Raw genomic sequence first — 21771 nt, 5'->3', positions numbered from 1 at the left:
TTCCCATGAATCGCAAGGAATATTTACAGAAACTCGAAAAATATCTCAAAAACCTACCAAAAGATGATTTTCAAGATACCTTAGACTATTTCAATGAATATTTTGACGAAAAGGAAAACGATGAGCAAGCTATTCAAGAGCTAGGCAGTCCAAAAGATGCAGCCCGTGAAATTCTAGCCAATCTCTATGATAAAGAGAAGATTGAGGATAAGCCAAATACCCGCAATATGGTCTGGCTGACCATCCTCTCTATCCTTGCCGCACCAATCGGCATCCCCCTAGCAATCACCTTGGTCGCCCTCTTCATCACCCTTCTCCTAATCATCTTTAGCCTCTTTCTGCTCCTTATCTCACTCTGGATCGTCCTCCTCAGCCTGGCGATAGCCCAGCTACTCCTCGCCTTTGACCTCTTCACACTATCATGGTCTACCTCCCTGCTCTTCACAGGCCTGGCCCTCATCTGCTTGGCCCTCACTCTATTGGGTAGTAAATTCACTCTAGACCTTGGAAGCAAAACCTTCTTGCTTGTTTTACATTGGATACAAAGAAAGATTCGCAAAGGAGGCTATTATGAAACAGCTTAAACCATTTACGAAAATCAGTCTGAGCCTGTTAACCATGGGGACCATTCTCAGCCTCATCGGCTACCTTGCTGGTGGTTGGACAAATATGAAAAACATTGGCGAAAATTATTTTCAGCCCCAAACGGCAAGTTTTACGGATATTCGTTCTATAGAGGTCAATGAAAGACTGTCCATTATGCCCTCGCCTGACAACCAATTCCACCTCCACTACTATCGAAATCAGCATAAAAACATCGACCTACCCAGCCACCAAGTTCAAGATGGAAAATTAACTATTTCTAGTGCTTTTCAAGGCATCGTTTCCTATGATGGTTTACTCGAGCCCATCTTACATCTTGTCAATGACCAGAATATTGCCTACTACCAACCTGTCTTACAGGTCCCTAAAAATAGCACAATCGAATCACTCACAGGGAACCTCGCGGGAGATCTATATCTGGATAAAGTAACCATTCAAGATTTTGATCTCACTGTAGAAGATGGGGATATGTTGATTGAAAACAGTCAAATCAGCCTAAGTCGTCTATTACACATCAATGGAGAAGTAGCAATCAATCATTCCACATTAACAAGTCCGAAAGACATTTCCGATACTGTCGGGAGTATTCTAACTGTTGAGGATGGGGATTTTAAAGCTGAAAACCTAAAACTAGAGGGAAGGCATGACATCAGTAATTACGATGGCTCTATCGACATTTCTCTTCATTCACAAACCAAAACAGACATCTACATAGATGCCAGTCAAAATAATAGCAGAATAGAGCTGCCAGCCTATTCCAATACCCAAGCCAATAATTACCTCTTCATCTCTACACTAGATGGGGAATTGACTATTCGGTAATTGCAAAAAGCCCTCCTCACGGAAGGCTTTTTAACTTATTTAAACAACAAAACAGAGATCAGTGCCAAGATGGCTGGTCCACCTTGGGTCAAGATAATTTTTGGACTAGATGTCACAGCTCCATAACCTGCTGCTCCAATAACAAACAAGACAAAAATAGTTGTAATTTCAAGGTTTCCTGTGAAAATTCCATATAAGAGAAAGACAGCCAACAAACCATTGTAAATACCTTGGTTTTTGAAAAGTGTCGTCACAGACTTACGTTGCAATTCATCCTTTGTCATATTAAAGACACGACTAGTAGAATCTGAATGGGTCGCAAAGGTTTCCAAATACATGATATATAGGTGCTCAATAGCTACGATACTAGCTAGAATAGTGGTAAAAATAGACATAATGTCTCCTCTCAAAAAATTATATAGGTAGATTTTGCAAGCCAATCAACAGTTTATCAAGAGTAGCTAGGAATTGCTCGCTCTCCTCAACAGTTAGAATCTGATTCATCGAAGCTTTAATAGCTAGGTGGTGAGCAGAAGGACTCGTGATTAGCGCTTCCCTAGCCTGCTCAGTTGGCCAGACAAGTACTTCTCTCTGATTGTCAGGATTTCGCTTGCGAATGATATAGCCGCTCTCTTCCAACAATTTGAGATGACGTGTAACCGCTGCGCGGTCTATCTGAAGCCTCCCCTGCAAAGCCAACTGATGCAGGGGTGCATCTTTTAATAATGCTTGCAATATTGAATAGCGTGTCAAACTGATTCCCAACTGCTTTTCAAAAAGATTGGAAATCGTCTCATCTGCCACTTTCAGTCTGTATAACAAATCTTCCATTTCTTGCATTATCTACCTCTTTTGATTGATTAATCAATCATTGATAAGTCAATTATACTACAATCCGAACAATTTTCAACTATTTTGCCTAACTATTAAAAAAATATGTTGCCTACACCTATATTTTGTTATAATTAAGAAAATAACTAGTAGAGGGATGGGACTTACTTATGGAAAACACTCCTAGACTAAACTTGGTCATAGATGTGCTCATGCTCGCTGGTGCCATTTTGGCACAAAGCGGTGCAGAAATTCACCGAGTTGAAGATACCATGATTCGGATTGCACATTCACAAGGAATTGAACAGGCCAATGTCCTTGCCATCCCTGCTGCTATCTTTTTCTCCATCGACCATACGAATATTTCGCGTATGAAACGCATCGTAAATTCAAATTACGACATGCAGAAAGTTTGTGACGTCAACCAAATCTCCCGTTCCCTAGCCAATGAAGAAATCAGCCTAGAAGACGCTTGGAGCCAATTAAATGCAATCAAACAACAAAAGCCACCTTATAACAATATCCAAATAACCTTAGCTGCCGTAGTAGCCGCACCATTTTTTACCATTATGTTCGGAGGTTCTCTTTTAGATGCAGCAGGTGCTGTCCTCGCAACGGCTTTGGCTTTCCCTATCTCACTGATTGTCGAGCGCTACGTTGGAATTGATTTTGTTACCACCTTCGTTGGCGCCTTTATCTTCTCACTTACCTCTTACTTATTAAGCACAACCACTACTCTCCCCATTAATCCCAACTTAATTAACGCAGGGGCAGTCATGCCTTTTGTACCAGGGATTGCTTTTACAAATGCTGTAAGAGACCTTATGACCAATCATATCAATACAGGGATGACCAAATTTTTCCAAACTGCGCTTATTATCTTATCGCTCGGTGCAGGTACAACTGTGGCCTTTATGCTTGTGAGGTAATCTATGACACCAGTTAACTTCTTATTACAGGCACTCGCCTCTTATATCGCTATCGCAGCCTTCTTAATTGTTCTCAATGTTCAAAGAAAAATGCTAGTCCCTGGTGGACTCCTAGGCATGCTAGTCTGGCTCATCTATCTTTCATTATTAGGACCAACTAATGTACTGATTGCAACCTTCCTTGCAGCAATTATCGGATCTTGCATTAGTCAAATCATGAGTATTTTGCTTAAAACACCATCTGTTATTTTTTCACTTGCTATCCTAGCACCGCTTGTTCCAGGCTATCGAGCCTACATGACCACGACTTATTTCGTTTCTGGTGACCACGCTCAAGCCCTAACCAATATCACTACCGTCTTAACTTTAGCCTTAGTCATTCCCATCGGTATGGCCAGCGGAACAATATTATTACGCCTTTATAAGGTTCTTCGAACAGGCAAAAAAACAGCCTAACCCCTTGAAAATAAGGGGCCTTTTTGTTAAAATGAAAACTTATCAAAGGAGAGGCTATGAACCAAAACGTAACCAATCTAAAACTTGCTGAACGTGGTGCCTTGCTATCTATCGGTGCCTATATTATCTTATCAGGTATCAAACTCGTTGCAGGACAGCTCTTTCATTCAGATGCCTTACGAGCTGATGCCTTCAATAATATTTCTGATATTATCGGTAATATCGCTGTGCTTATTGGACTAAAAATGGCACAGAAACCAGCTGATACCGATCATAAATTTGGACACTGGAAAATGGAAGATTTAGCAAGCTTGATTACATCCTTCATCATGTTTGTCGTTGGTTTCCAAGTACTCTATGATACCCTCCAAAAACTAATCAGCAATTCTTCTGTCGAAGTAGACATTATGGGGGCCATTGTCGGAATCTTTTCTGCACTAGTTATGTTAGCTGTTTATTTATATAATAACCGCTTGGCAAAAAAAGTACGTTCCAAGGCCTTAGAAGCAGCTGCCAAGGATAATCTATCCGATGCAGTCACTTCCATAGGAACTTCTATCGCAATCTTTGCTGCGGCTTTCAACTTCCCTATTGTCGATAAAATTGCAGCCATCATCATTACCTTCTTTATCCTAAAAACAGCCTACGATATTTTTATGGAAAGCTTCTTTACCCTATCTGATGGATTTGATGAAAATTTATTGAAAAAGTACGAGGAAGATATTCTCAAACTCCCAAAAATCGTTTCTGTCAAATCACAACGTGGTCGGACTTATGGAGCCAATATCTATCTTGATGTTGTTTTAGAAATGAACCCAGACTTATCCGTTTATGAAAGTCATGAAGTGACTGAGCAGGTTGAGCAACTCCTAACACTCAAACATGGAGTTTTTGATGTGGATATTCACGTAGAACCATCTGAAATTCCACACGATGAGATGTATGAGCATGTGTACGATAAACTCTTCCGTTTTGAAACAGAGATACAAGCGCATGCTAATGGATATGAAGAATTGATTGACGACCAGTATCTCTTAATTGATGTCAAAGGCCGCTATCGAAATAAAACTCAGATGCTTGCCGACCACCCCATCCAAACGACGTATTTATCCAATTACCAAATGACCTCCATAAGCCAAAAATCAAAATTAGTTACGTTTGAAATTGGTGATTATGTTCATACGTCACTTTGGCGCCGTCATGAAAATTGGACTGTTATTTTCCACCAGATTTCAAAAAAACAAGCCTAGTCGAATGACTGGCTTTTCCTTTACCTTAAATTTTGGTTTTATACTCAATGAAAATCAAAAGTAGCCTAGGAAACGAAGCCGAAGATAGAACTGGAGTTCATCAAGGCAAGGTGACAACGGATAATTTTGATTTTCGAAGAGTATTAAAAAAAGAGCGCATGGCTCTTTTTCTTTATATTATTAGTTTTTTACTGCATCGGTTGCAACATCTTCACCAAACCATTTTTGTGAAATTTCTTGGAAGGTTCCATCATTATACAATTCTGTAAAGGCTTTGTTAATGTTTTCAACAAGAGTCGTATCTGACTTACGAGCACCTACTGCAAAAGCTTCGTTTTCATAGCCAGCATCAATGATGTTATAGTCTGCGATGATTCCCTCTTGTTGCAAGTAGTAGTTGGCATACACTCGGTCAATTAAGAGACCATCGATACGGTTATTTTTCAAGTCAATCAAAGCTTCATTAAACGTTGCATATTGACTTGCGTCATTGTTTTGCACAATATCTTTCAAAATGGCTGGTTGTGATTCAAAGACTGAGTAACCTGAAGAACCAGCTTGTGCCCCCAAAATCTTATCTTTCATATCAGACACTTGACTGATATTAGAAGATTTTTTTGTTACCAAGACTTGTTGATTATCCATGTAGGGATTTGTGAAGAGAACTTTTTCCTTACGCTCATCTGTAATAGAATAACCATTCCAAATTAAATCAATGTTGCCATTGTTCAATTCAGTTTCTTTCAAATCCCAGTCAATTGGCTGCCACTCAACAGTAATACCATATTTTTCAAATACCGCTGTTGCCAAATCAATATCAAATCCAGTATAGCTACCGTCTGTTTCTTCAAATCCCATTGGGACAAAGGTCTTATCAAAACCAATTGTGATGGACTTTTCAGATTCGTAAGTTGACCAATTATCTGACTTGGTCGTTGACTCACTTGATCCACATGCAGCAAGTGCAAAACTAGTTACAAGAGCCGCAGCTCCAAGCATCATTTTCTTCATATTCATCATCATATTTGTTCCTTTTCTTAATGTTTCGGTTCAATTTTGATGATTTCATCTGCGATATTCTCAGCAAACTGCATATCATGGGTGACCACAATTTGCGTGATTCCAGTAGCCCTATTTTCAAGAATCAGTTTCTCAACTTCTTTTCTTAATTCAGGGTCTAGGGCCGAAGTTGGTTCATCATAGCCGATAATCTCAGGATCAATCATCATTGCACGCGCCAAGGCCACACGTTGTTTCTGTCCACCCGATAATGAAAATGGGTAGGCAGTTGCGTGGTTAGCAAGTCCAAGAGTATCCAAGAGTTTAAGGGCCTTGTCTTCCGCCTCTGAACGCGACATATTTTGCGTTTTCATAGGAGAGAGAACCAAGTTTTCCAATACGGATAGGTGCGGGAAAAGCTGGAAGTCCTGGAAGACAAAGCCCAGCAAATGTCGTTTTCCCAACTCCTCTAATGGCAGTTCTTGACCATTATACATCAAAGTTCCTGAATCAATAGTCTCTAAACCAGCCAACATCCGTAAAAGAGTTGTCTTACCACCGCCAGATTGACCAACAATGGCAACAATTTTCCCTTCTGGAATGACCAAATCATAGTTGGAGAAAATCTGTTTATCTTCAAAGCGTTTTGACAAATTGCGTAACTCTAACATGACTTCCTCCTATCTATAATAATCAAATTTCTTTTCTACTTGTTTAGAAATCAGTGTTACCGCACCGATCATCAATAGGTAGATTGCACCTGCGATAAACATAGGTGCCAAGCTGGCATCACGATTGGCAGCAGTACGACTAGCCAACAACAAATCGCTAACCCCAAGTGCATAGACCAAAGAAGTATCCTTTACCAAAGTCATGACTTCATTGAAAACACTTGGCAGAACAATTTTCACAACCTGCGGTAAGACAATGTAGCGAATGGTCTGAACAGGGGTAAATTTCAATACCTTAGCAGCTTCGTACTGACCTTTTGGAATAGCTTCAATACCACCACGGAAAATTTCAGAGAAATAGGCCGCATAGTTGAGCGTAAAGGCCAGAATCACAGCAGGCATTCGGTCAAATGTAATACCCACACTTGGTAAAACGTAATAAACAAAAATTAATTGTAAAAGCAAGGGGGTTCCTCGCATAATTAATACATAGAAATGCAATAACCATTGTAAGGGTTTAAATTTAATCTGCATTAAAAAAGCGAAAACAGCTCCTAACGGCAAGGATAATATCAATACTAGAAAAAATACTTGCAAGGAGACTGCAGCACCATTTAGTAGACTGGGCAGAACTTCCAAAACATAATCCATAGAATTCTCCTAAAAGAGTGATTAGGTAATAGTATATCAGAAAACTTTATCTATTTCAAAGGATTTTTCAGAATTTTTATAAAATTTAATGCAATTTCCGTATATTTTTCTGAAAAAACGGATTTGGCTACCCAAATCCGTTCATATTTATTCAACTGTTACAGATTTCGCCAAGTTACGAGGCTTATCAACATCCAAACCACGTTGCAAGGTTGCATAGTAAGCGATCAACTGTGTCGGAACCACCATAGCAATCGCTGACAAGAATGGATGAACAGTTGTAACAGTGATGTCATCTTCTTCCTTAGCTACTGCTTCATCTACAATTGTCAAGACATTGGCACCACGCGCCACCACTTCCTGAATATTGCCTCGAGTATGGCTTGCAAGGTGTGGATGATTTGAAATCAAGGCCAAAACAGGAACACCGTCTTCGATCAATGAAATGGTACCGTGTTTCAATTCACCTGCCGCAAAGCCTTCACATTGGATGTAGGAAATTTCTTTCAATTTCAAGCTGGCTTCCATAGAAACGTAGTAGTCACTACCACGACCGATGTAGAATGCGTTGCGAGTGGTTGATAAGAGTTTTTCAACTTTTTCAGCAATCACATCTTTTTCTGACAAGCTGGCCTCGATAGATTGAGCAACGATGGACAATTCATGCACTAAGTCAAATTCTTTTGCGTAGGCATTGCCATTGGCATCACCGACAGCCTTAGCCAAGATTGCCAAAGTCGCAATCTGTGCAGTGTAGGCTTTGGTAGAAGCTACCGCAATTTCTGGTCCTGCATGGAGCAACATGGTGTAAGTTGCCTCACGTGACAGGGTCGAACCAGGAACGTTGGTTACAGTCAAACTTGGAATGCCCATTTCATTAGCTTTCACCAATACCTGACGGCTATCAGCAGTTTCACCTGACTGGCTAATCATGACAAAGAGTGGCTTTTTGCTCAAAAGCGGCATATTGTAGCCCCACTCTGATGAAATTCCCAACTCTACTGGTGTATCTGTCAATTTTTCCAAGAAATCTTTTGAGGCAAATCCTGCGTGATAGGAAGTTCCAGCAGCCAAGATATAGATACGGTCAGCTTCTTGTACCGCCTTAATAATATCCGCGTCAACTGTTACCTGACCAGCTTCATTTGTATAGGCGCTAATCAATTTACGCATAACAGTTGGCTGCTCATCAATTTCCTTGAGCATGTAGTATGGATAAGTTCCCTTACCAATATCTGACAAATCAAGCTCAGCTGTATAGCTACCACGTTCAATCTCATTTCCATCATAGTCCATGACTTCAACACTATCTTTTTTCACGATAACCAATTCCTTATCGTGAATTTCCATGTATTCACTTGTCTCACGAATCATAGCCATGGCATCTGAGCAGACCATGTTATAGCCATCACCAAGACCAATCAAAAGTGGAGATTTATTTTTGGCAACATAGATTGTATCTGCATCCGTAGCATCAATCAAAGCAAAGGCATATGAACCTTGAATAATCTTCAATGCTTTTTTGAAGGCTTCTAGAGTTGACAAACCTTCTTCTGCAAATTGACCAATCAAGTGTACAGCAATTTCTGTATCTGTCTGCCCTTTCAAGTCATGACCTGCAAGATACTCTTCATTGATTTCTGCGTAGTTTTCAATCACACCGTTGTGAACTAGGATATGTCCAGCAGTTTGAGAAGTGTGAGGGTGAGCGTTGTTCTCAGTTGGCTTACCATGAGTCGCCCAACGAGTATGACCGATCCCTGTTGTTCCCTCGGTCTTATCACCTACTTTGGCAGACAGCTCTGCTATGCGTCCAACAGCCTTAACCAAGTGTGACTTCTCACCACCTGTTACGAAAATACCCGCTGAATCATAACCACGGTATTCTAATTTTTCAAGTCCTTGAATCAAAATATCAGTTGCGTTTGTATTTCCTACAACACCAACGATTCCACACATACATATCACCTACGATGTTTCTAAACATCGGCTTTCATTTCTTTAAAAATTGGTCTAGTCTAATTTATATCTAAAAAGACCAGTGAAATCAGTATATAACAAGATTTCATCCTTGTCAACATTTTAATTGGTCTAGTCTAATTTCAAAATACAGATCCAGTCATCTCATACTCAATGAAAATCAAAAGTAGCCTAGGAAACGAAGCCGAAGATAGAACTGGAGTTCATCAAGGCAAGTTGACAACGGATAATTTTGATTTTCGAAGAGTATCAACACAATAAAAAAAGCTGATTCTACTGAACCAGCCCTGTCTTAATAAAACCAAATTCTGAAAGTGGACTAATCCGAAAAGTCAGTCTACCAACAATATCCTCACTAGAAATCAAACCAAAACTACGACTATCCTGTTGATTCGTTCGTACATCATTCAACACCAAATAGTGCCCCTCTGGAATGACGTTGTACTTTCCATTTGTCAAGGTTTCCAATGTAAAGTCATCTGTATAACTTTCTTGTGAATGAGGCGTTTTTAAATAGTTCTCTGTAACAATAATATCATTACGATAGAGAACATCGTCCATATAGGTAACCGTCTCATTTTCCAATGCAATCACACGACTCACATACTCTTTTCCCTCATGGTTATACAAAATAAAATCTCCATGAATCGGGCGGACATTTCGCACTGTCATGATAAAGTCGTTTTCCTTCAAATAACTATTTGCCATCTCAGGGGTAATCGTGACTGGCTCAAGTAACCAAAATCGTAGGCCAATGATTCCAAAAATCAATAAGACCAATAAACTGATTTGTTTTATTAAATCTCTTTTTACCATAATCTCTCCATTTCACTAGTATTATACCACAATTTAGAGCTATTAGTGTCTGAGATGCTGGTAAATCTCTTCGGCAATAACTTGATTTCCTAGCGGTGTCAAATGAAGACCGTCGCTATAGTATTCAAGATGTCCCTCCGTCACAGTGTAAAGGTTAATAACTGGTAAACCAAGTTCATTTCCGATAGCTGGGATAATCTTTTGTAATTCATCTTCAATAATTTGATTATTCAATCCAAAACGACTGGTTGGTACGTAAGGCGGGATGACTAAATAAACATCCGGCTGGCTTGGTAAAACCATATACTGCTCGGCCATTTCCCTATACTCTCGAATAAATCTCTCCCTGTTCCAATATGGTCCTCGGCTGTCGTTACTACCAATCATGATGATGACAATATCTGCTTCACTCTCAAGTGAAAGTTGGGCATTCTTTTCTTTAAAGTAAGGAAAATCTGCAGTTGACTGAAGTGAACGCCCACTCAATCCGTAATTTGAAACTTGATAGTGATGCCCAAGTTTCTCAGCTAGAATACAAGGATAGGCATCTTTTTCACGATTCTCCAAGCCATATCCATAAGTCAAACTATCTCCGACTGTTGCAACTTTTACGGCCCCACTTCCAACGGTTAGGACCTCAGGATACATTATATCTGACACACGAACTCCTCAATTTTTCTTATTTTCTATTGTATCATGTTGAAAAAAATAAATAAACTTCTGAATTTGTGATATAATTAACTTATGAAAAAACAAGTTATTATTATAGGCGGAGGAATTGTTGGCTCTACTGCAGCCTTTTATCTCTCCCAAGAAGAACACGTCAATCTTACTCTCATTGATTCAGGTATTGGAACAGCCACACGAGCTGCCGCAGGTATCATCTGCCCATGGATGGCTCAGAAAAAAAATAAAGACTGGTACAAGCTGACTTCCGATGGTGCTGTTTTCTACCGTCAATTGGTAGCCGATTTGGAAAAATCGGGTGCTACTGAAATTCCATTCAAACAGACTGGAACCATCGGCCTAAAAAGTAAGCCTGAACTACTTGATAAAATCCAAAAAATTGCCGAGGAACGTCGCGTAGATACTCCGACTATTGGCGAAATTATTCCGCTTGTAGGCTCGGAAATTAACCATTACTTGCCGCTACTTAAACCAGACTATTTTGGTATCCATTTAGAAGGTGGCGGTCGTATTGATGGTGGGCGTTTGATTGATATTCTTCAGGAACAATTTTTGAAAAATGGTGGTACACGTATCTACGGACAAGCAAAACTGCTCGACAACCATACTGTCGAAGTAGATAATCAAGTGCTTACTGCTGACCATATTATCTTAGCCACAGGGGCCTGGTTGCCACATATTCTTGAACCTCTTGGTTATCAAGTGGATGTTCGACCACAAAAAGGACAATTGTTCGAATTAGATACAGAATTCGATACCGACAATTGGCCAGTTTGTATGCCTTACGGAGAGATTGACATCCTACCATTTGAAAATGGAAAAATCATTATTGGTGCAACTCATGAAGATGATATGGGCTATGATTTAGAACTAGACCCTGAAAAAATCCAAGCCATGCATGATAAAATAGCCGAATTCATGCCTGATTTGGCAAATTATCCTGTAGCCAGAACTCGCATTGGAACGCGCGCCTATACTTCAACTTATTCACCATTCTACGGAAATATTGAGGATATGCCTAATGTCTGGGTAGCTAGTGGTCTAGGCTCTACCGGCCTGACAAATGGCCCAATTATCGGTTGGCAAATTGCTAAAGAAATTCTCAATCAAGAAACAAACTTTGACCGTACACCATATTCTCCAAATAGATATATTCTCAAAAAATAAGATACAATAAGTTTAGATTCTACTAATCCTTTAAATGTAGATACTAAGACTAGTTTGTTATCTAAGCAATAAATCATGACCACCCGTCAAACGGGTGGTTTGAACAAGGGCTATAAGCCCACATCACCAGCCAGCGCCTAAAGACGCTGGCTTTCACTTTGTTCAAGCCTCACTGCTTTTGACTCGTCACTAGCCTCTTAAAGAGGCATTCGTACTACTTGCCATTATCCCTAAAGGGATCTTCATACTCTTTTACACTTAACTTATCAAGTGCTATATCATGTTTAACTCGCTTTCTAGATTTTAAGCTCGTGAAGAAATCATCCACTGGATAATTTCCTTATTCTTGTATATATTTCTTAATTGTGGCTTCATTTAGTCCAACTTACACTCTTCAACAATTCCCCAAATTGTTGAAGCTCTCTGCCCAGAAATAACGATTACCAAATTTATAGAGAGATTGGCGTGTTTATCAAACATCATAAGAGCACTCTTGCCTTTTGAATAGCCCATAAAACTTGATACACTTAACCTTGGAGGAATACTGACTAACATGTGAACATGGTCTGGCATCAGATGACCTTCGATAATTTCAACACCTTTATAACTACACAATCGTCGAAATATCTCTCCAAGACTACTTCGATATTGATTATAGATAATTTTTCGTCTATACTTAGGGGTGAAGACAATGTGGTAGAACACAGCCACTTTGTATGTGATAAACTATGTGCCTTTTGCGCCATATTTTTCTCCTTTCGCTTTACAATAGGCTTGAACACCTTTATTGTATCGCGTTTGGAGTTTTTTTGGTATAACCTTCGTCGCGCACCCGCATAGCGGGTGGTTTATTTGTCACGCACCTTACGGAGCATGACGGACTAAAAGTCACATAATCACGACAAAAAGGTCCAAAAGGACCTTTTTGATTATTTTACTGTACGAACACGCATAGTGTTTGTTGAACCTGCAACACCTACAGGCACACCAGCAACGATAACAATATCATCTCCTGCTTCAACAAGACCTTGTTCTTTGGCAATGCGTTCAGCCAAATCAAACATATCGTCAGTTGAATCTGGACGGTTTGTTACAACCGGGATAACACCCCAGTTAAGCATCAATGATTTTTGTACTTTCTCAGTAAATGTTACTGCCAAGATGTCAGCATCTGGACGGTATTTAGAGATTGAACGAGCTGAGTAACCAGTTTCAGTAACTGTTACAACCAACTTGATGTTCATTGAGTGACAAGCATCTTTTACTGCAGATGCAATAACTTCTGTTTTAGATGCACGGTTAAAGTGATCAGAGTTCAAACGACCGTATTCGTTAAGAAGAGTTTGTGCGTTTTTAGCAATAGTTGCCATTGTACGAACTGATTCAACTGGATATTTACCGTTTGCAGACTCACCTGAAAGCATTGTTGCGTCAGTACCGTCGATAACTGCGTTGAATACGTCAGATACTTCAGAACGAGTTGCACGTGGTTTTTCAGTCATTGTTTCCAACATGTTTGTTGCTGTGATAACTGCTTTACCAGCTGCATTCACTTTTGTGATAATCATTTTTTGGTAAACTGGAACCATTTCGAATGGTACTTCGATACCCATGTCACCACGAGCAATCATGATACCATCTGAAGCTTCAATGATTTCATCAATATTGTCGATACCTTGTTGGTTTTCGATTTTTGAGAACAATTGAACGTGCTCATTACCAGTTTCTTTAAGAATGTTACGAACTTCTTCAACATCTTTTGCTGAACGAACGAATGAAATTGCGATGAAGTTCAAACCTTGTTCCAAACCGAAACGGATATCAGCGTTGTCGCGGTCAGCAAGAGCTGGGAAAGGAATTTTAGTATAAGGAATGTTTACACCTTTTTGTTTAGCGATAACACCGTCGTTTTCAACTTCAACAACAAATTCACGTTTTTCAGCATCTTTTTCGATTACTTTAAGACCTAGTTTACCATCGTCAACAAGAACTTGTTTACCAACTTCAACATCGTCAAATACATCCAAACCACCAGCAACGTTCAATGCAATCACTTCGCGAGTTGACTTAATGCCTTGTTTAGTTGCTACGCGGATTTTTTCACCAGTTGTGTATGAAAACTCTTTTGCATCGCCTTCAAACAATTCTGTACGGATTTCTGGACCTTTTGTATCCAACAAGAAACCAACTTTTTTACCAGCAATTTCTTCCGCACGGCGTACAGTTGCCATACGCTCACCTTGTTCTTGGTGGTCACCGTGTGAGAAGTTGAAACGGAATACGTTTGCACCTTCGGTAATCAATTGAGCAATTTTCTGTGCTGACGCTTCTACATCAAGGCTTTCACCCCAGTAACCATCATCACCGAATTTTTTTCCACCACGGATTTCTACCGCAGGACCAAGGGTTGCAACGATTTTTACACGTTTATTCATCTTAACAAAACTCCTTTTTATTTAATGGTCTTATGACCCTTAATAACACTTTAATGAAATGTCAAATTAGATTGACAAGTTACGGTTCAATTCAGCCAGATCCAAATCTGCTTTATGTGGATTGTTCACGACAATCTTACCTTCTGCAGTCAAGCTGAACAATGCTCCTTCTTCCGCAGTACCAAGAATTGGATTTTCAACCATTTGCTCGTTACGGATACCTACTGCAAGACCTCCACGTCCTTCTTTAAGCAATTTAACGGCATGAGCACCCATACGAGAAGCGAGTACACGATCACGCGCTGTTGGAGAACCACCACGTTGGATATGACCAAGTTCTGTCACACGAAGATCACTTGTATCGCCTGCTGCTTTCAATTCTTCAGCAAACTGTGCAGCTGGCATAACACCTTCAGCTAAAACAATGATGCTATGTTTCTTACCATTGTCGTAGCCCGCTTTAATACGGTCAACAATATCGTTGATATTGAAGTCTTCTTCTGGAACAACGATAACATCTGCACCAGAAGCAATACCAGCCCAAAGAGCGATGTCTCCCGCATGACGTCCCATTACTTCAACAACGAAAGTACGACGGTGACTTGATGAAGTATCGCGGATTTTATCAATCGCATCCATAGCAGTTGTTACAGCTGTATCAAAACCGATTGTAAAATCTGTACCCACAATGTCGTTATCAATTGTACCAGGTACACCAATAGCTGGGAAACCATGCTCCGTCAAGCGCATTGCTCCGTGGTAAGAACCATCGCCACCGATAACAACTACACCTTCGATACCATGTTTTTTCAATTGCTCAATCCCTTTAAGTTGCCCTTCTAATTTGGCAAATTCTGGATAACGAGCTGAACCAAGGAATGTTCCGCCACGTGAAATAATATCACCTACAGAACGTGCAGACAATTCATGGATATCACCCGCAACCATACCTGCGTAACCTTCGTTGATTCCATAAACTTCCATTCCTTCTGAAATTGCTTGGCGAACAACTGCACGAATAGCAGCGTTCATACCAGGGGCATCACCACCACTGGTCAAAACAGCAATACGTTTCATTCGTTAATGCTCCTTTAACTTTTCATTTTAACTGCCCTATTATAACATACTTAGCCTAAACTTGCTTGACTTTTTGCTATTTTTTTATCGAAAAATCGTTTTCATAACAAATTCACTTAACTCTTCTTCTAATTGAGGCGTTTTCATAACCATGTGGTGCTCAGCCTGAATTGTCTGATTACTATCTTGATAATGAAGTACTACTGGAATGCTTCCTCTATATTTATCCAAAATACGAGCAACAGCATAATCGTGTTCTCGATTTTCCAAAAGAATCCAAAATTTCTCAAAACTGACAGGCTCTAATTTTTCTAGAACTAATTGCAACTGTCCATCGCGCTCTTGCACTCTACCTGTGATGTACCCCATTCCCCCTTCTTCCAAAATAGAAGCGTATTGGCGATAAGATTCTGGAAAAAGAGTCACGTCAAGCGTCCTTTTGGTATCTGTCACTCGAAGAAATGCCATCTGCTCCCCAGTCTTTTTGGTACGAATCAATCGAATAGCTTGAATCTGCACAAGAACGGTTGCTCGATTGCCAACCGCTAAATCAGCCAAATCTGTAAAACTACGCTTAGACTCTCGACAAATATTGACTAAAGGATGCGGACTAATACCAACACCTAGCAATTCTTGCTCTAGCATAAATTTTTCGCTGTCGCTGTAGTCTTCTACATCTGTCCAACTATAACTCTCCTCTGCAAAAAATGTACCAATTGCCTCTGCAAAGACAAAGAGATTGTCTAGATTTTCAATAATCTTTTTACGATTGGCGTCAAAATCATCAAATAAACCAATCTGAATAAGAGGGATTAGTAAATCTTTTTTCTTGAAATTATCTGGCAAGCGCAAAATAAAATCTTCTACAGACTTATAGGGACGATGATCCAATATCCATAAAGCTAAATCTTTAGGCAAACCTTTCAGTGTTTTTAATCCTAGGTAAACCTTACTTTTATCAAACTTATCGTGATAAGGAATATTGTTAATCGTTAGTCGGGCTACCTCAAAGTCAAACTGCATCGCATCTTCAATATAGGCACTGCTAGAATGATTGAGCATGACATCAAAAAAGACATCCGTATAGTGACTCTTGAAATAGGCCATTTGAAAGGCTAAGGCTGAATAAGCATAGGCGTGGCTACGGTTAAAACCATAACCAGCGAACTTAGCCATCATGCCAAATATTTCCCTTGCATTCTCTTCAGCATGTCCGTTTTTCAGTGCTCCCTGTAAAAATTCCGCTTCCATTGCCTGCATTTCCTGGGCATTCTTTTTAGACATCGCCCTGCGGAGTAAATCCGCCTTGCCAAGCGTAAATCCTGCATAGACCTGTGCAATCTGCATGACCTGTTCCTGATAAAGCATGATACCATAAGTCGGTTGTAAAATAGGAGCAATGGTTGGGTCCAACAAATCAACTGTCTCTTGTCCATGTTTGCGTTTTACAAAGTTATCCGAATAATCACTAGCCCCCGGTCTATTCAAACTCGTTGTTGCAACTATATCTTCAAATCGACCAGGTTTGACCCTTCGAAGCAGGCTAATCGCACCAGGCTGTTCAAATTGAAAAATTCCCTTAGTCCGACCAGCAGCAAAAAGTTCCAAGGTTTTCTTGTCTTCTAAATCTATCTTGGCAATATCAATTTCCTGCTGATAACGTTCACGTACTCCTTCTGCCATTTTTTGCACAAAGGTCAGATTTCGTAAGCCAAGGAAATCCATTTTCAACAGACCATTCGCCTCAACAGCATGTGCATCATATTGGGTTACCAGCATGTCATCCCCTATTTTAAGAGGGATGGTATCTGTCAAGTCCTCATCACTCATCACTATCCCTGCTGCATGGATAGAAGTCTGTCGGGGTTGCCCTTCAATTTGTTGAGCAATCGCAAAAGCTTTTTGGTACTCTATCTTACTATTGATAATCTGACGAAAAGCGGCATTTCGCTGATAGGCAGAAGTAAGACTATCCCTAAATGAAATTTTCTTGGTAATATTACTTAACTCATATTCAGGTGTTCCGAAACGCTTAAATACATCACGAATGGCCTGCTTAGCTCCAAAAGTCGAGTAGGTTACAATTTGCGCAGCATGGGTTGAACCATAACGATCTCGTACATAACGAATAAAATCTGCTCGATGAATATCTGGAATATCAATATCAATATCGGGCATTGAATAACGTTCAGCATTGAGAAAGCGTTCAAAGAGAAGATTATGCTTAACAGGATCAATACCTGTGATATTTAAGGCGTAGGCAACTAGGCTTCCAACAGCTGAACCGCGCCCCATTCCCATGTAATACCCTTGGCTACGTCCAAAACGAAGGAGGTCCCATACAATCAAGAAATAATCATCAAATCCCATTTGATGAATAATGGATAATTCCTTTTCCAAACGTTCTTTATATAGTGAATTAGCCAAGCCCTTCTCTTCTAATCCTTGATAGGAGCGCTCGTATAATTCTTCCACTGCAGGTCTGTCACGATTAAAACGCGGCAATTTTAAATCTGTATTTAATTGATAAGAAATCCCTGCAACCAAGTCACGTAAATTATCAACTGCTTGCGGAAACCGATTAGAAAATAGATTGGTTAAGCTATCAGCCGATAAAAGCTTTTGTCGACTATCTATATCTGCAACTTGATTAAGTGGAATATTATCTCGAATAGCATGGAGAACCTGTAGACTTTCCAATTGTTCCTCTTCAAAAAAACGAACCGTATGAATTGGGAGTATTGCTTGCTTAAAGTCTTGAACTGGTGTATCAACCGTCACTCCGATATAATAGTTAACACCTAACTCAAGGTGCTCAATGCCAGAAAAATAAGGAACAACCACTGCTATGTCGACTAAATATTGACGAATAGTTTCAAAATCATCTTGCCCTGTCATCTTAGCAGTCGAAATTTTCAATAGATTGCGATAACCTCTGGTTGTCAGAGCAATCAATTGAGTAGTGATATCCTGCTCCTCTCCCTGTAATTTCCAGTCCAGTTCACAACCAATAATTGGTTGAAGCCCCATTTTGTTACAGGATTCCATAAAACTATAGGCTGCATAAAGACTGTTTTTATCCATTATCCCCAATGCGTGGTAACCAAGCTTTTTAGCCTTGCCTACATAATTTTCTATCGTCACCATGCTATCCATAAAGGTATAAACTGTCTTTGTATCTAATTGTGCCAGCATGGTATTCTCCTTTTCATGTTTCTTCTATTATATCAAATATTTATCCAAAAATATTTTTTAAAAATTCAAAACATTTTTCTTGCTAATTTATATAGTTTGTTGTATTATTAAGATAAGACATAAACACGGTGTCATCCTAGAAAGGAAATGATTATGGTTTGGAAATTTGATAATAACATCCCCATCTATATTCAAATCAGCAATACTATTAAATTGCAGATTGTGACTAATCAATTAAAATCTGGAGATAAACTTCCCACTGTTCGTGACTTAGCCGAAATTGCTGGCGTCAATCCAAATACCGTTCAGCGCGCTTTGTCTGATTTAGAAACGGAAGGCTTTGTTTACTCGGTTCGCACAACAGGTCGTTTTGTAACAGATAATCAAGAATTGATTACACAAACTCGCCTACATTTAGCACAAAAAGAACTCGAGAATTTTGTGAACAATATGTTAGATTTGGGTTTCAAACACGACGACCTCACTGGCCAGTTAGATGATTATTTGAAAGGAGTCACTTATGAATAACGCATATACTTTGGTTGAGCTACAACAAGTTTCAAAATCTTATGGTGGAGCTGTCGCCCTAAACAATGTCAATTTGAAGTTGACTGCTGGAAAAATCATAGGACTTTTGGGACCAAATGGTTCGGGTAAAACGACCATGATTAAATTGATCAACGGTCTGTTGCAACCTGAGTATGGTCAAGTCCTTATCAACGGTCGCACTCCTTCACCTGAAACCAAGGCAATCGTATCCTATTTGCCAGATACGACCTATCTTGATGAAAGCATGAAGGTTTCTGATGCTATCACCTTCTTTACAGACTTCTATGCTGACTTTGATAAAGAGCGTGCTGTCCATCTTTTACAAGATTTGGGCATTGATTTAAACAGTCGTATGAAACATCTCTCTAAGGGGAATAAGGAAAAAGTCCAACTCATTCTGGTGATGAGCCGCCAAGCGCAGCTGTATGTTTTAGATGAGCCAATTGGTGGTGTTGACCCTGCCGCCCGAGACTACATTTTAAAAACCATCGTCAACAACTACTCTCCGACTGCCTCTGTTATTATCTCTACTCACTTAATTTCAGATGTCGAGCAAATTTTGGATGAGGTTATTTTCCTTCAATATGGTAGCGTTATTCGCCATGAAAACGTGGATGATCTCCGTATTGAAAGTGGCGAGTCCATTGACGAACTCTTCCGCCAAGATTTTAAGGCTTAGTTAGAAGGAGATTGCTATGTTTAAAAAATTATTGAAATACGAATTTCAATCCGTTGGAAAATGGTATGTAGGAATTTATGCAGGGGCATTGGTCCTATCTGCCATACTTGGATTCTGGTTACAAGCTTTGACAATCCGAACACAAGCTGGAACCACAGAACCTAGCGGTGCTGAAATGGTTCTTTTCGCTACATCCTTCATGACCATCGGTATCCTGATTGCTGCCCTCGGTTTATCCACCTTTTTCATGGTTATTAACCGATTTAGAAAAAATGTCTATGGTCGTCAGGGCTATTTGACCATGACCTTGCCAGTTTCAAGCCACCATATTATTCTAAGTAAACTCTTGGCATCTTTGGTTTGGTACTTTTTAGCAGGAGTTAACATTGTTCTTTCAATCGGGATTATTTTAGCAGTCCTCATGCTCGGAAGTGGAGAATTTGTTATCCCTGAACTCCAAACCCTCATTCAAGAATTAGACTGGTCGGTAGTTTTTGCTCATTTATTTTATTCACTTATCGAGTCAACAATGGGAATCTTGCTGATCTACTTCTCCATCTCTGTTGGTCAACTGTTTAAAGACCACCGTCTTCTGTTTGCCATTTTGACCTATATTGGCATTTCAATTGTAGTTGGTGTGTTTGGAACTCTCGTTTTTACCAATTATCTAGAGAACCTTTATTATGCCGCGCTACCATTATACCCAAGTCCTATCTTGGCCTTGATCAATATCATTCTGGCCTTTGCCTACTATTTTGGTACACACTTTATCATGACCAAGAAATTAAATTTGCAATAAGAAAAAGCTCTTTGCCGGTCGTTCTGACATGGCCTAGAGCTTTCTTTTTACAAATTATACTTTTGAGCTAGGACATCAAGTAAGTTTGCCTTTTCTTCTTCACTGGCAAAACTTGCTTGAATAGCATTTCTGTTGAATAGATAAAATTCTTCCTTGCTAGTCCCAAAATATTCTACAAATAACTGATATTCTCTATTAAGTGTAGTATTAGAAACAGTACGATTATCTGTGTTGATTGTGATGTTTGCTCCTGCCTCAACTAGCTCATGATATGGAAAATATTCAATCGAATCAGCTGCACCAGTTTGAAGATTCGATGTTAGACACATCTCAAGCGTTGCTCCGCTATTGACAAAAGCCTGGATAGCTTCAGGATTGCGAGTAAGTGCCGTGCCATGACCAATCCTTCTAATCCCAAGTTCAAGAGCTTGAATCACATTGGTCACACATCCACATTCTCCGGCATGGAAAGTCATGGGATAACCTAAAGACTGAGTAAATTGAATAATATCCCGAAGTTCTTCCGTAGGATAGTCTGCTTCATTTCCTGCGAAATCAAATCCCACAAGTCCTTTTGGTGCCAAATCAGCAATAGCCGAAAAGAGTTCCTTCGTTTGATTCGTATTCGTTTGCTTTAAACCACAAACCAGAAGTTTAGCAACCACTCCAAAATCTTCCTGTCCCCTGTTTAGTCCAACTAAAACTGCTGAGACTGCTTCTAAAATAGTCAAGTCTTGATCCGTCGACAGTTCAGGTGCAAAACGAACTTCAATGTAAATGACCTTATCACTTGCAGCTTGTCGTACAAGATCATAGGCTGCCAATTCTAAAGCTGTTGCAGTTTGTAAGAGTGGGCGAACAAAATCAAATAACTTTAAATAAGCCATTAAACTATCAACTTTTCCATGAACACTAACTAATTTTCTTAATGCTTCATCTTCTGCAGGAATAGTAATCTTAGCCATCTGTGCCAATTGTCGAATGACTCCGAGGGACAATGAGCCATCCAAATGACAATGCAACTCTGTTTTGACCAATTCATTTACATTCAACACTGTTAACACAACCTCCGTCTGATATATTGTTAACTATCATATCATATTTTTGAAGAAAAACAAGAATTTTACCATAAAACCTGAACTTTCATTTGTTTTCAGTTGTATCATTCACAGACA

At 39.6% G+C, this 21771-nt stretch carries 21 protein-coding genes and 1 pseudogene; 9 read left to right on the top strand and 13 right to left on the bottom strand.

The window, feature by feature from the left end; all coding sequences use genetic code 11:
* The first annotated feature begins 5 nt into the window (after positions 1–5).
* Positions 6–584: a DUF1700 domain-containing protein gene (locus F9856_RS05050; RefSeq protein WP_099778433.1), complete on the top strand. Its 579-nt coding sequence runs from the start codon at positions 6–8 to the stop codon at positions 582–584.
* Positions 571–1425 carry a DUF4097 family beta strand repeat-containing protein gene (locus F9856_RS05045; protein ID WP_202105954.1) on the top strand — a complete coding sequence of 285 codons (855 nt, stop codon included), beginning with the start codon at positions 571–573 and terminating at the stop codon, positions 1423–1425. Before F9856_RS05050 ends, F9856_RS05045 begins: the two co-directional genes overlap by 14 nt.
* Before the next feature lie 35 nt (positions 1426–1460).
* Here F9856_RS05045 and F9856_RS05040 read toward each other — a convergent pair whose 3' ends face one another.
* Positions 1461–1820: a DUF1304 domain-containing protein gene (locus F9856_RS05040; protein WP_202105953.1), complete on the bottom strand. Its 360-nt coding sequence runs from the start codon at positions 1818–1820 to the stop codon at positions 1461–1463.
* A gap of 19 nt (positions 1821–1839) precedes the next feature.
* Positions 1840–2265, bottom strand: coding sequence for a MarR family winged helix-turn-helix transcriptional regulator (locus F9856_RS05035; RefSeq protein WP_202105952.1), 426 nt, complete (start codon positions 2263–2265; stop codon positions 1840–1842).
* Positions 2266–2426: 161 nt separating this feature from the next.
* Here F9856_RS05035 and F9856_RS05030 point away from each other — a divergent pair, with 161 nt between their 5' ends.
* From F9856_RS05030 to F9856_RS05020, 3 genes are read left to right on the top strand one after another with little or no spacing between them, the layout of a single operon-like run.
* Entirely contained in the window at positions 2427–3185 is a 759-nt protein-coding gene (locus tag F9856_RS05030) for a threonine/serine exporter family protein (RefSeq protein WP_202105951.1), read from the top strand.
* A gap of 3 nt (positions 3186–3188) precedes the next feature.
* On the top strand, positions 3189–3641 hold the full coding sequence (locus F9856_RS05025; RefSeq protein WP_024400719.1) for a threonine/serine exporter family protein: 453 nt from the start codon (positions 3189–3191) through the stop codon (positions 3639–3641).
* A 56-nt stretch (positions 3642–3697) separates the two neighbouring features.
* Positions 3698–4891 carry a cation diffusion facilitator family transporter gene (locus F9856_RS05020; protein ID WP_202105950.1) on the top strand — a complete coding sequence of 398 codons (1194 nt, stop codon included), beginning with the start codon at positions 3698–3700 and terminating at the stop codon, positions 4889–4891.
* A 180-nt stretch (positions 4892–5071) separates the two neighbouring features.
* Here F9856_RS05020 and F9856_RS05015 read toward each other — a convergent pair whose 3' ends face one another.
* From F9856_RS05015 to F9856_RS04990, 6 genes are all read right to left on the bottom strand, one after another.
* Positions 5072–5902: an amino acid ABC transporter substrate-binding protein gene (locus F9856_RS05015; RefSeq protein ID WP_202105967.1), complete on the bottom strand. Its 831-nt coding sequence runs from the start codon at positions 5900–5902 to the stop codon at positions 5072–5074.
* A gap of 26 nt (positions 5903–5928) precedes the next feature.
* Complete coding sequence (locus tag F9856_RS05010; protein WP_009909533.1) at positions 5929–6561, bottom strand: amino acid ABC transporter ATP-binding protein; 633 nt, start codon at positions 6559–6561, stop codon at positions 5929–5931.
* A 9-nt stretch (positions 6562–6570) separates the two neighbouring features.
* Positions 6571–7212, bottom strand: coding sequence for an amino acid ABC transporter permease (locus F9856_RS05005; protein ID WP_002940990.1), 642 nt, complete (start codon positions 7210–7212; stop codon positions 6571–6573).
* Positions 7213–7359: 147 nt separating this feature from the next.
* Positions 7360–9171, bottom strand: a complete 1812-nt coding sequence (gene glmS / locus F9856_RS05000; protein ID WP_202105949.1) for a glutamine--fructose-6-phosphate transaminase (isomerizing) — start codon at positions 9169–9171, stop codon at positions 7360–7362.
* Positions 9172–9465: 294 nt separating this feature from the next.
* Complete coding sequence (lepB, locus tag F9856_RS04995; RefSeq protein WP_024401810.1) at positions 9466–10008, bottom strand: signal peptidase I; 543 nt, start codon at positions 10006–10008, stop codon at positions 9466–9468.
* 42 nt (positions 10009–10050) lie between these two features.
* Positions 10051–10668 (bottom strand): GDSL-type esterase/lipase family protein, encoded by a 618-nt coding sequence (locus tag F9856_RS04990; RefSeq protein WP_024387274.1) that lies wholly within the window; start codon positions 10666–10668, stop codon positions 10051–10053.
* Positions 10669–10752: 84 nt separating this feature from the next.
* Here F9856_RS04990 and F9856_RS04985 point away from each other — a divergent pair, with 84 nt between their 5' ends.
* Positions 10753–11862, top strand: a complete 1110-nt coding sequence (locus tag F9856_RS04985; protein ID WP_202105948.1) for an NAD(P)/FAD-dependent oxidoreductase — start codon at positions 10753–10755, stop codon at positions 11860–11862.
* A 214-nt stretch (positions 11863–12076) separates the two neighbouring features.
* Here F9856_RS04985 and tnpA read toward each other — a convergent pair.
* The 4 genes and pseudogenes from tnpA to F9856_RS04965 all read right to left on the bottom strand — a co-directional run bounded on the left by tnpA (position 12077) and on the right by F9856_RS04965 (position 18569).
* A pseudogene (gene tnpA / locus F9856_RS04980) lies at positions 12077–12608 on the bottom strand (IS200/IS605 family transposase).
* 183 nt (positions 12609–12791) lie between these two features.
* The gene (pyk, locus tag F9856_RS04975; protein ID WP_029185239.1) at positions 12792–14297 is read right to left on the bottom strand and encodes a pyruvate kinase; all 1506 of its coding nucleotides are present in this window, start codon (positions 14295–14297) and stop codon (positions 12792–12794) included.
* A 66-nt stretch (positions 14298–14363) separates the two neighbouring features.
* Positions 14364–15374 (bottom strand): 6-phosphofructokinase, encoded by a 1011-nt coding sequence (pfkA, locus tag F9856_RS04970; protein WP_002940961.1) that lies wholly within the window; start codon positions 15372–15374, stop codon positions 14364–14366.
* An 84-nt stretch (positions 15375–15458) separates the two neighbouring features.
* The gene (locus F9856_RS04965) at positions 15459–18569 is read right to left on the bottom strand and encodes a DNA polymerase III subunit alpha (protein ID WP_202105947.1); all 3111 of its coding nucleotides are present in this window, start codon (positions 18567–18569) and stop codon (positions 15459–15461) included.
* 153 nt (positions 18570–18722) lie between these two features.
* Between F9856_RS04965 and F9856_RS04960 the strand changes: the two genes are divergently transcribed.
* The 3 genes from F9856_RS04960 to F9856_RS04950 are packed head-to-tail and all read left to right on the top strand — an operon-like array spanning position 18723 to position 20596.
* Complete coding sequence (locus F9856_RS04960; RefSeq protein ID WP_044767252.1) at positions 18723–19097, top strand: GntR family transcriptional regulator; 375 nt, start codon at positions 18723–18725, stop codon at positions 19095–19097.
* The gene (locus F9856_RS04955; protein ID WP_202105946.1) at positions 19090–19797 is read left to right on the top strand and encodes an ABC transporter ATP-binding protein; all 708 of its coding nucleotides are present in this window, start codon (positions 19090–19092) and stop codon (positions 19795–19797) included. Before F9856_RS04960 ends, F9856_RS04955 begins: the two co-directional genes overlap by 8 nt.
* Positions 19798–19813: 16 nt before the next feature.
* The gene (locus F9856_RS04950; RefSeq protein WP_172043206.1) at positions 19814–20596 is read left to right on the top strand and encodes an ABC transporter permease; all 783 of its coding nucleotides are present in this window, start codon (positions 19814–19816) and stop codon (positions 20594–20596) included.
* A 47-nt stretch (positions 20597–20643) separates the two neighbouring features.
* On the opposite strand, the gene add is transcribed toward F9856_RS04950, so the two are convergent.
* A complete protein-coding gene (gene add, locus F9856_RS04945; RefSeq protein WP_202105966.1) occupies positions 20644–21651 on the bottom strand; it encodes an adenosine deaminase in 1008 nt (335 codons plus the stop codon).
* Positions 21652–21771 lie beyond the last annotated feature (120 nt).

This window comes from Streptococcus suis (assembly GCF_016743335.1).
Lineage (GTDB): Bacteria > Bacillota > Bacilli > Lactobacillales > Streptococcaceae > Streptococcus > Streptococcus suis_Y.
Note: the sequence above shows the minus strand (reverse complement) of the source record. Positions and strands in the feature narration are given on the sequence as shown.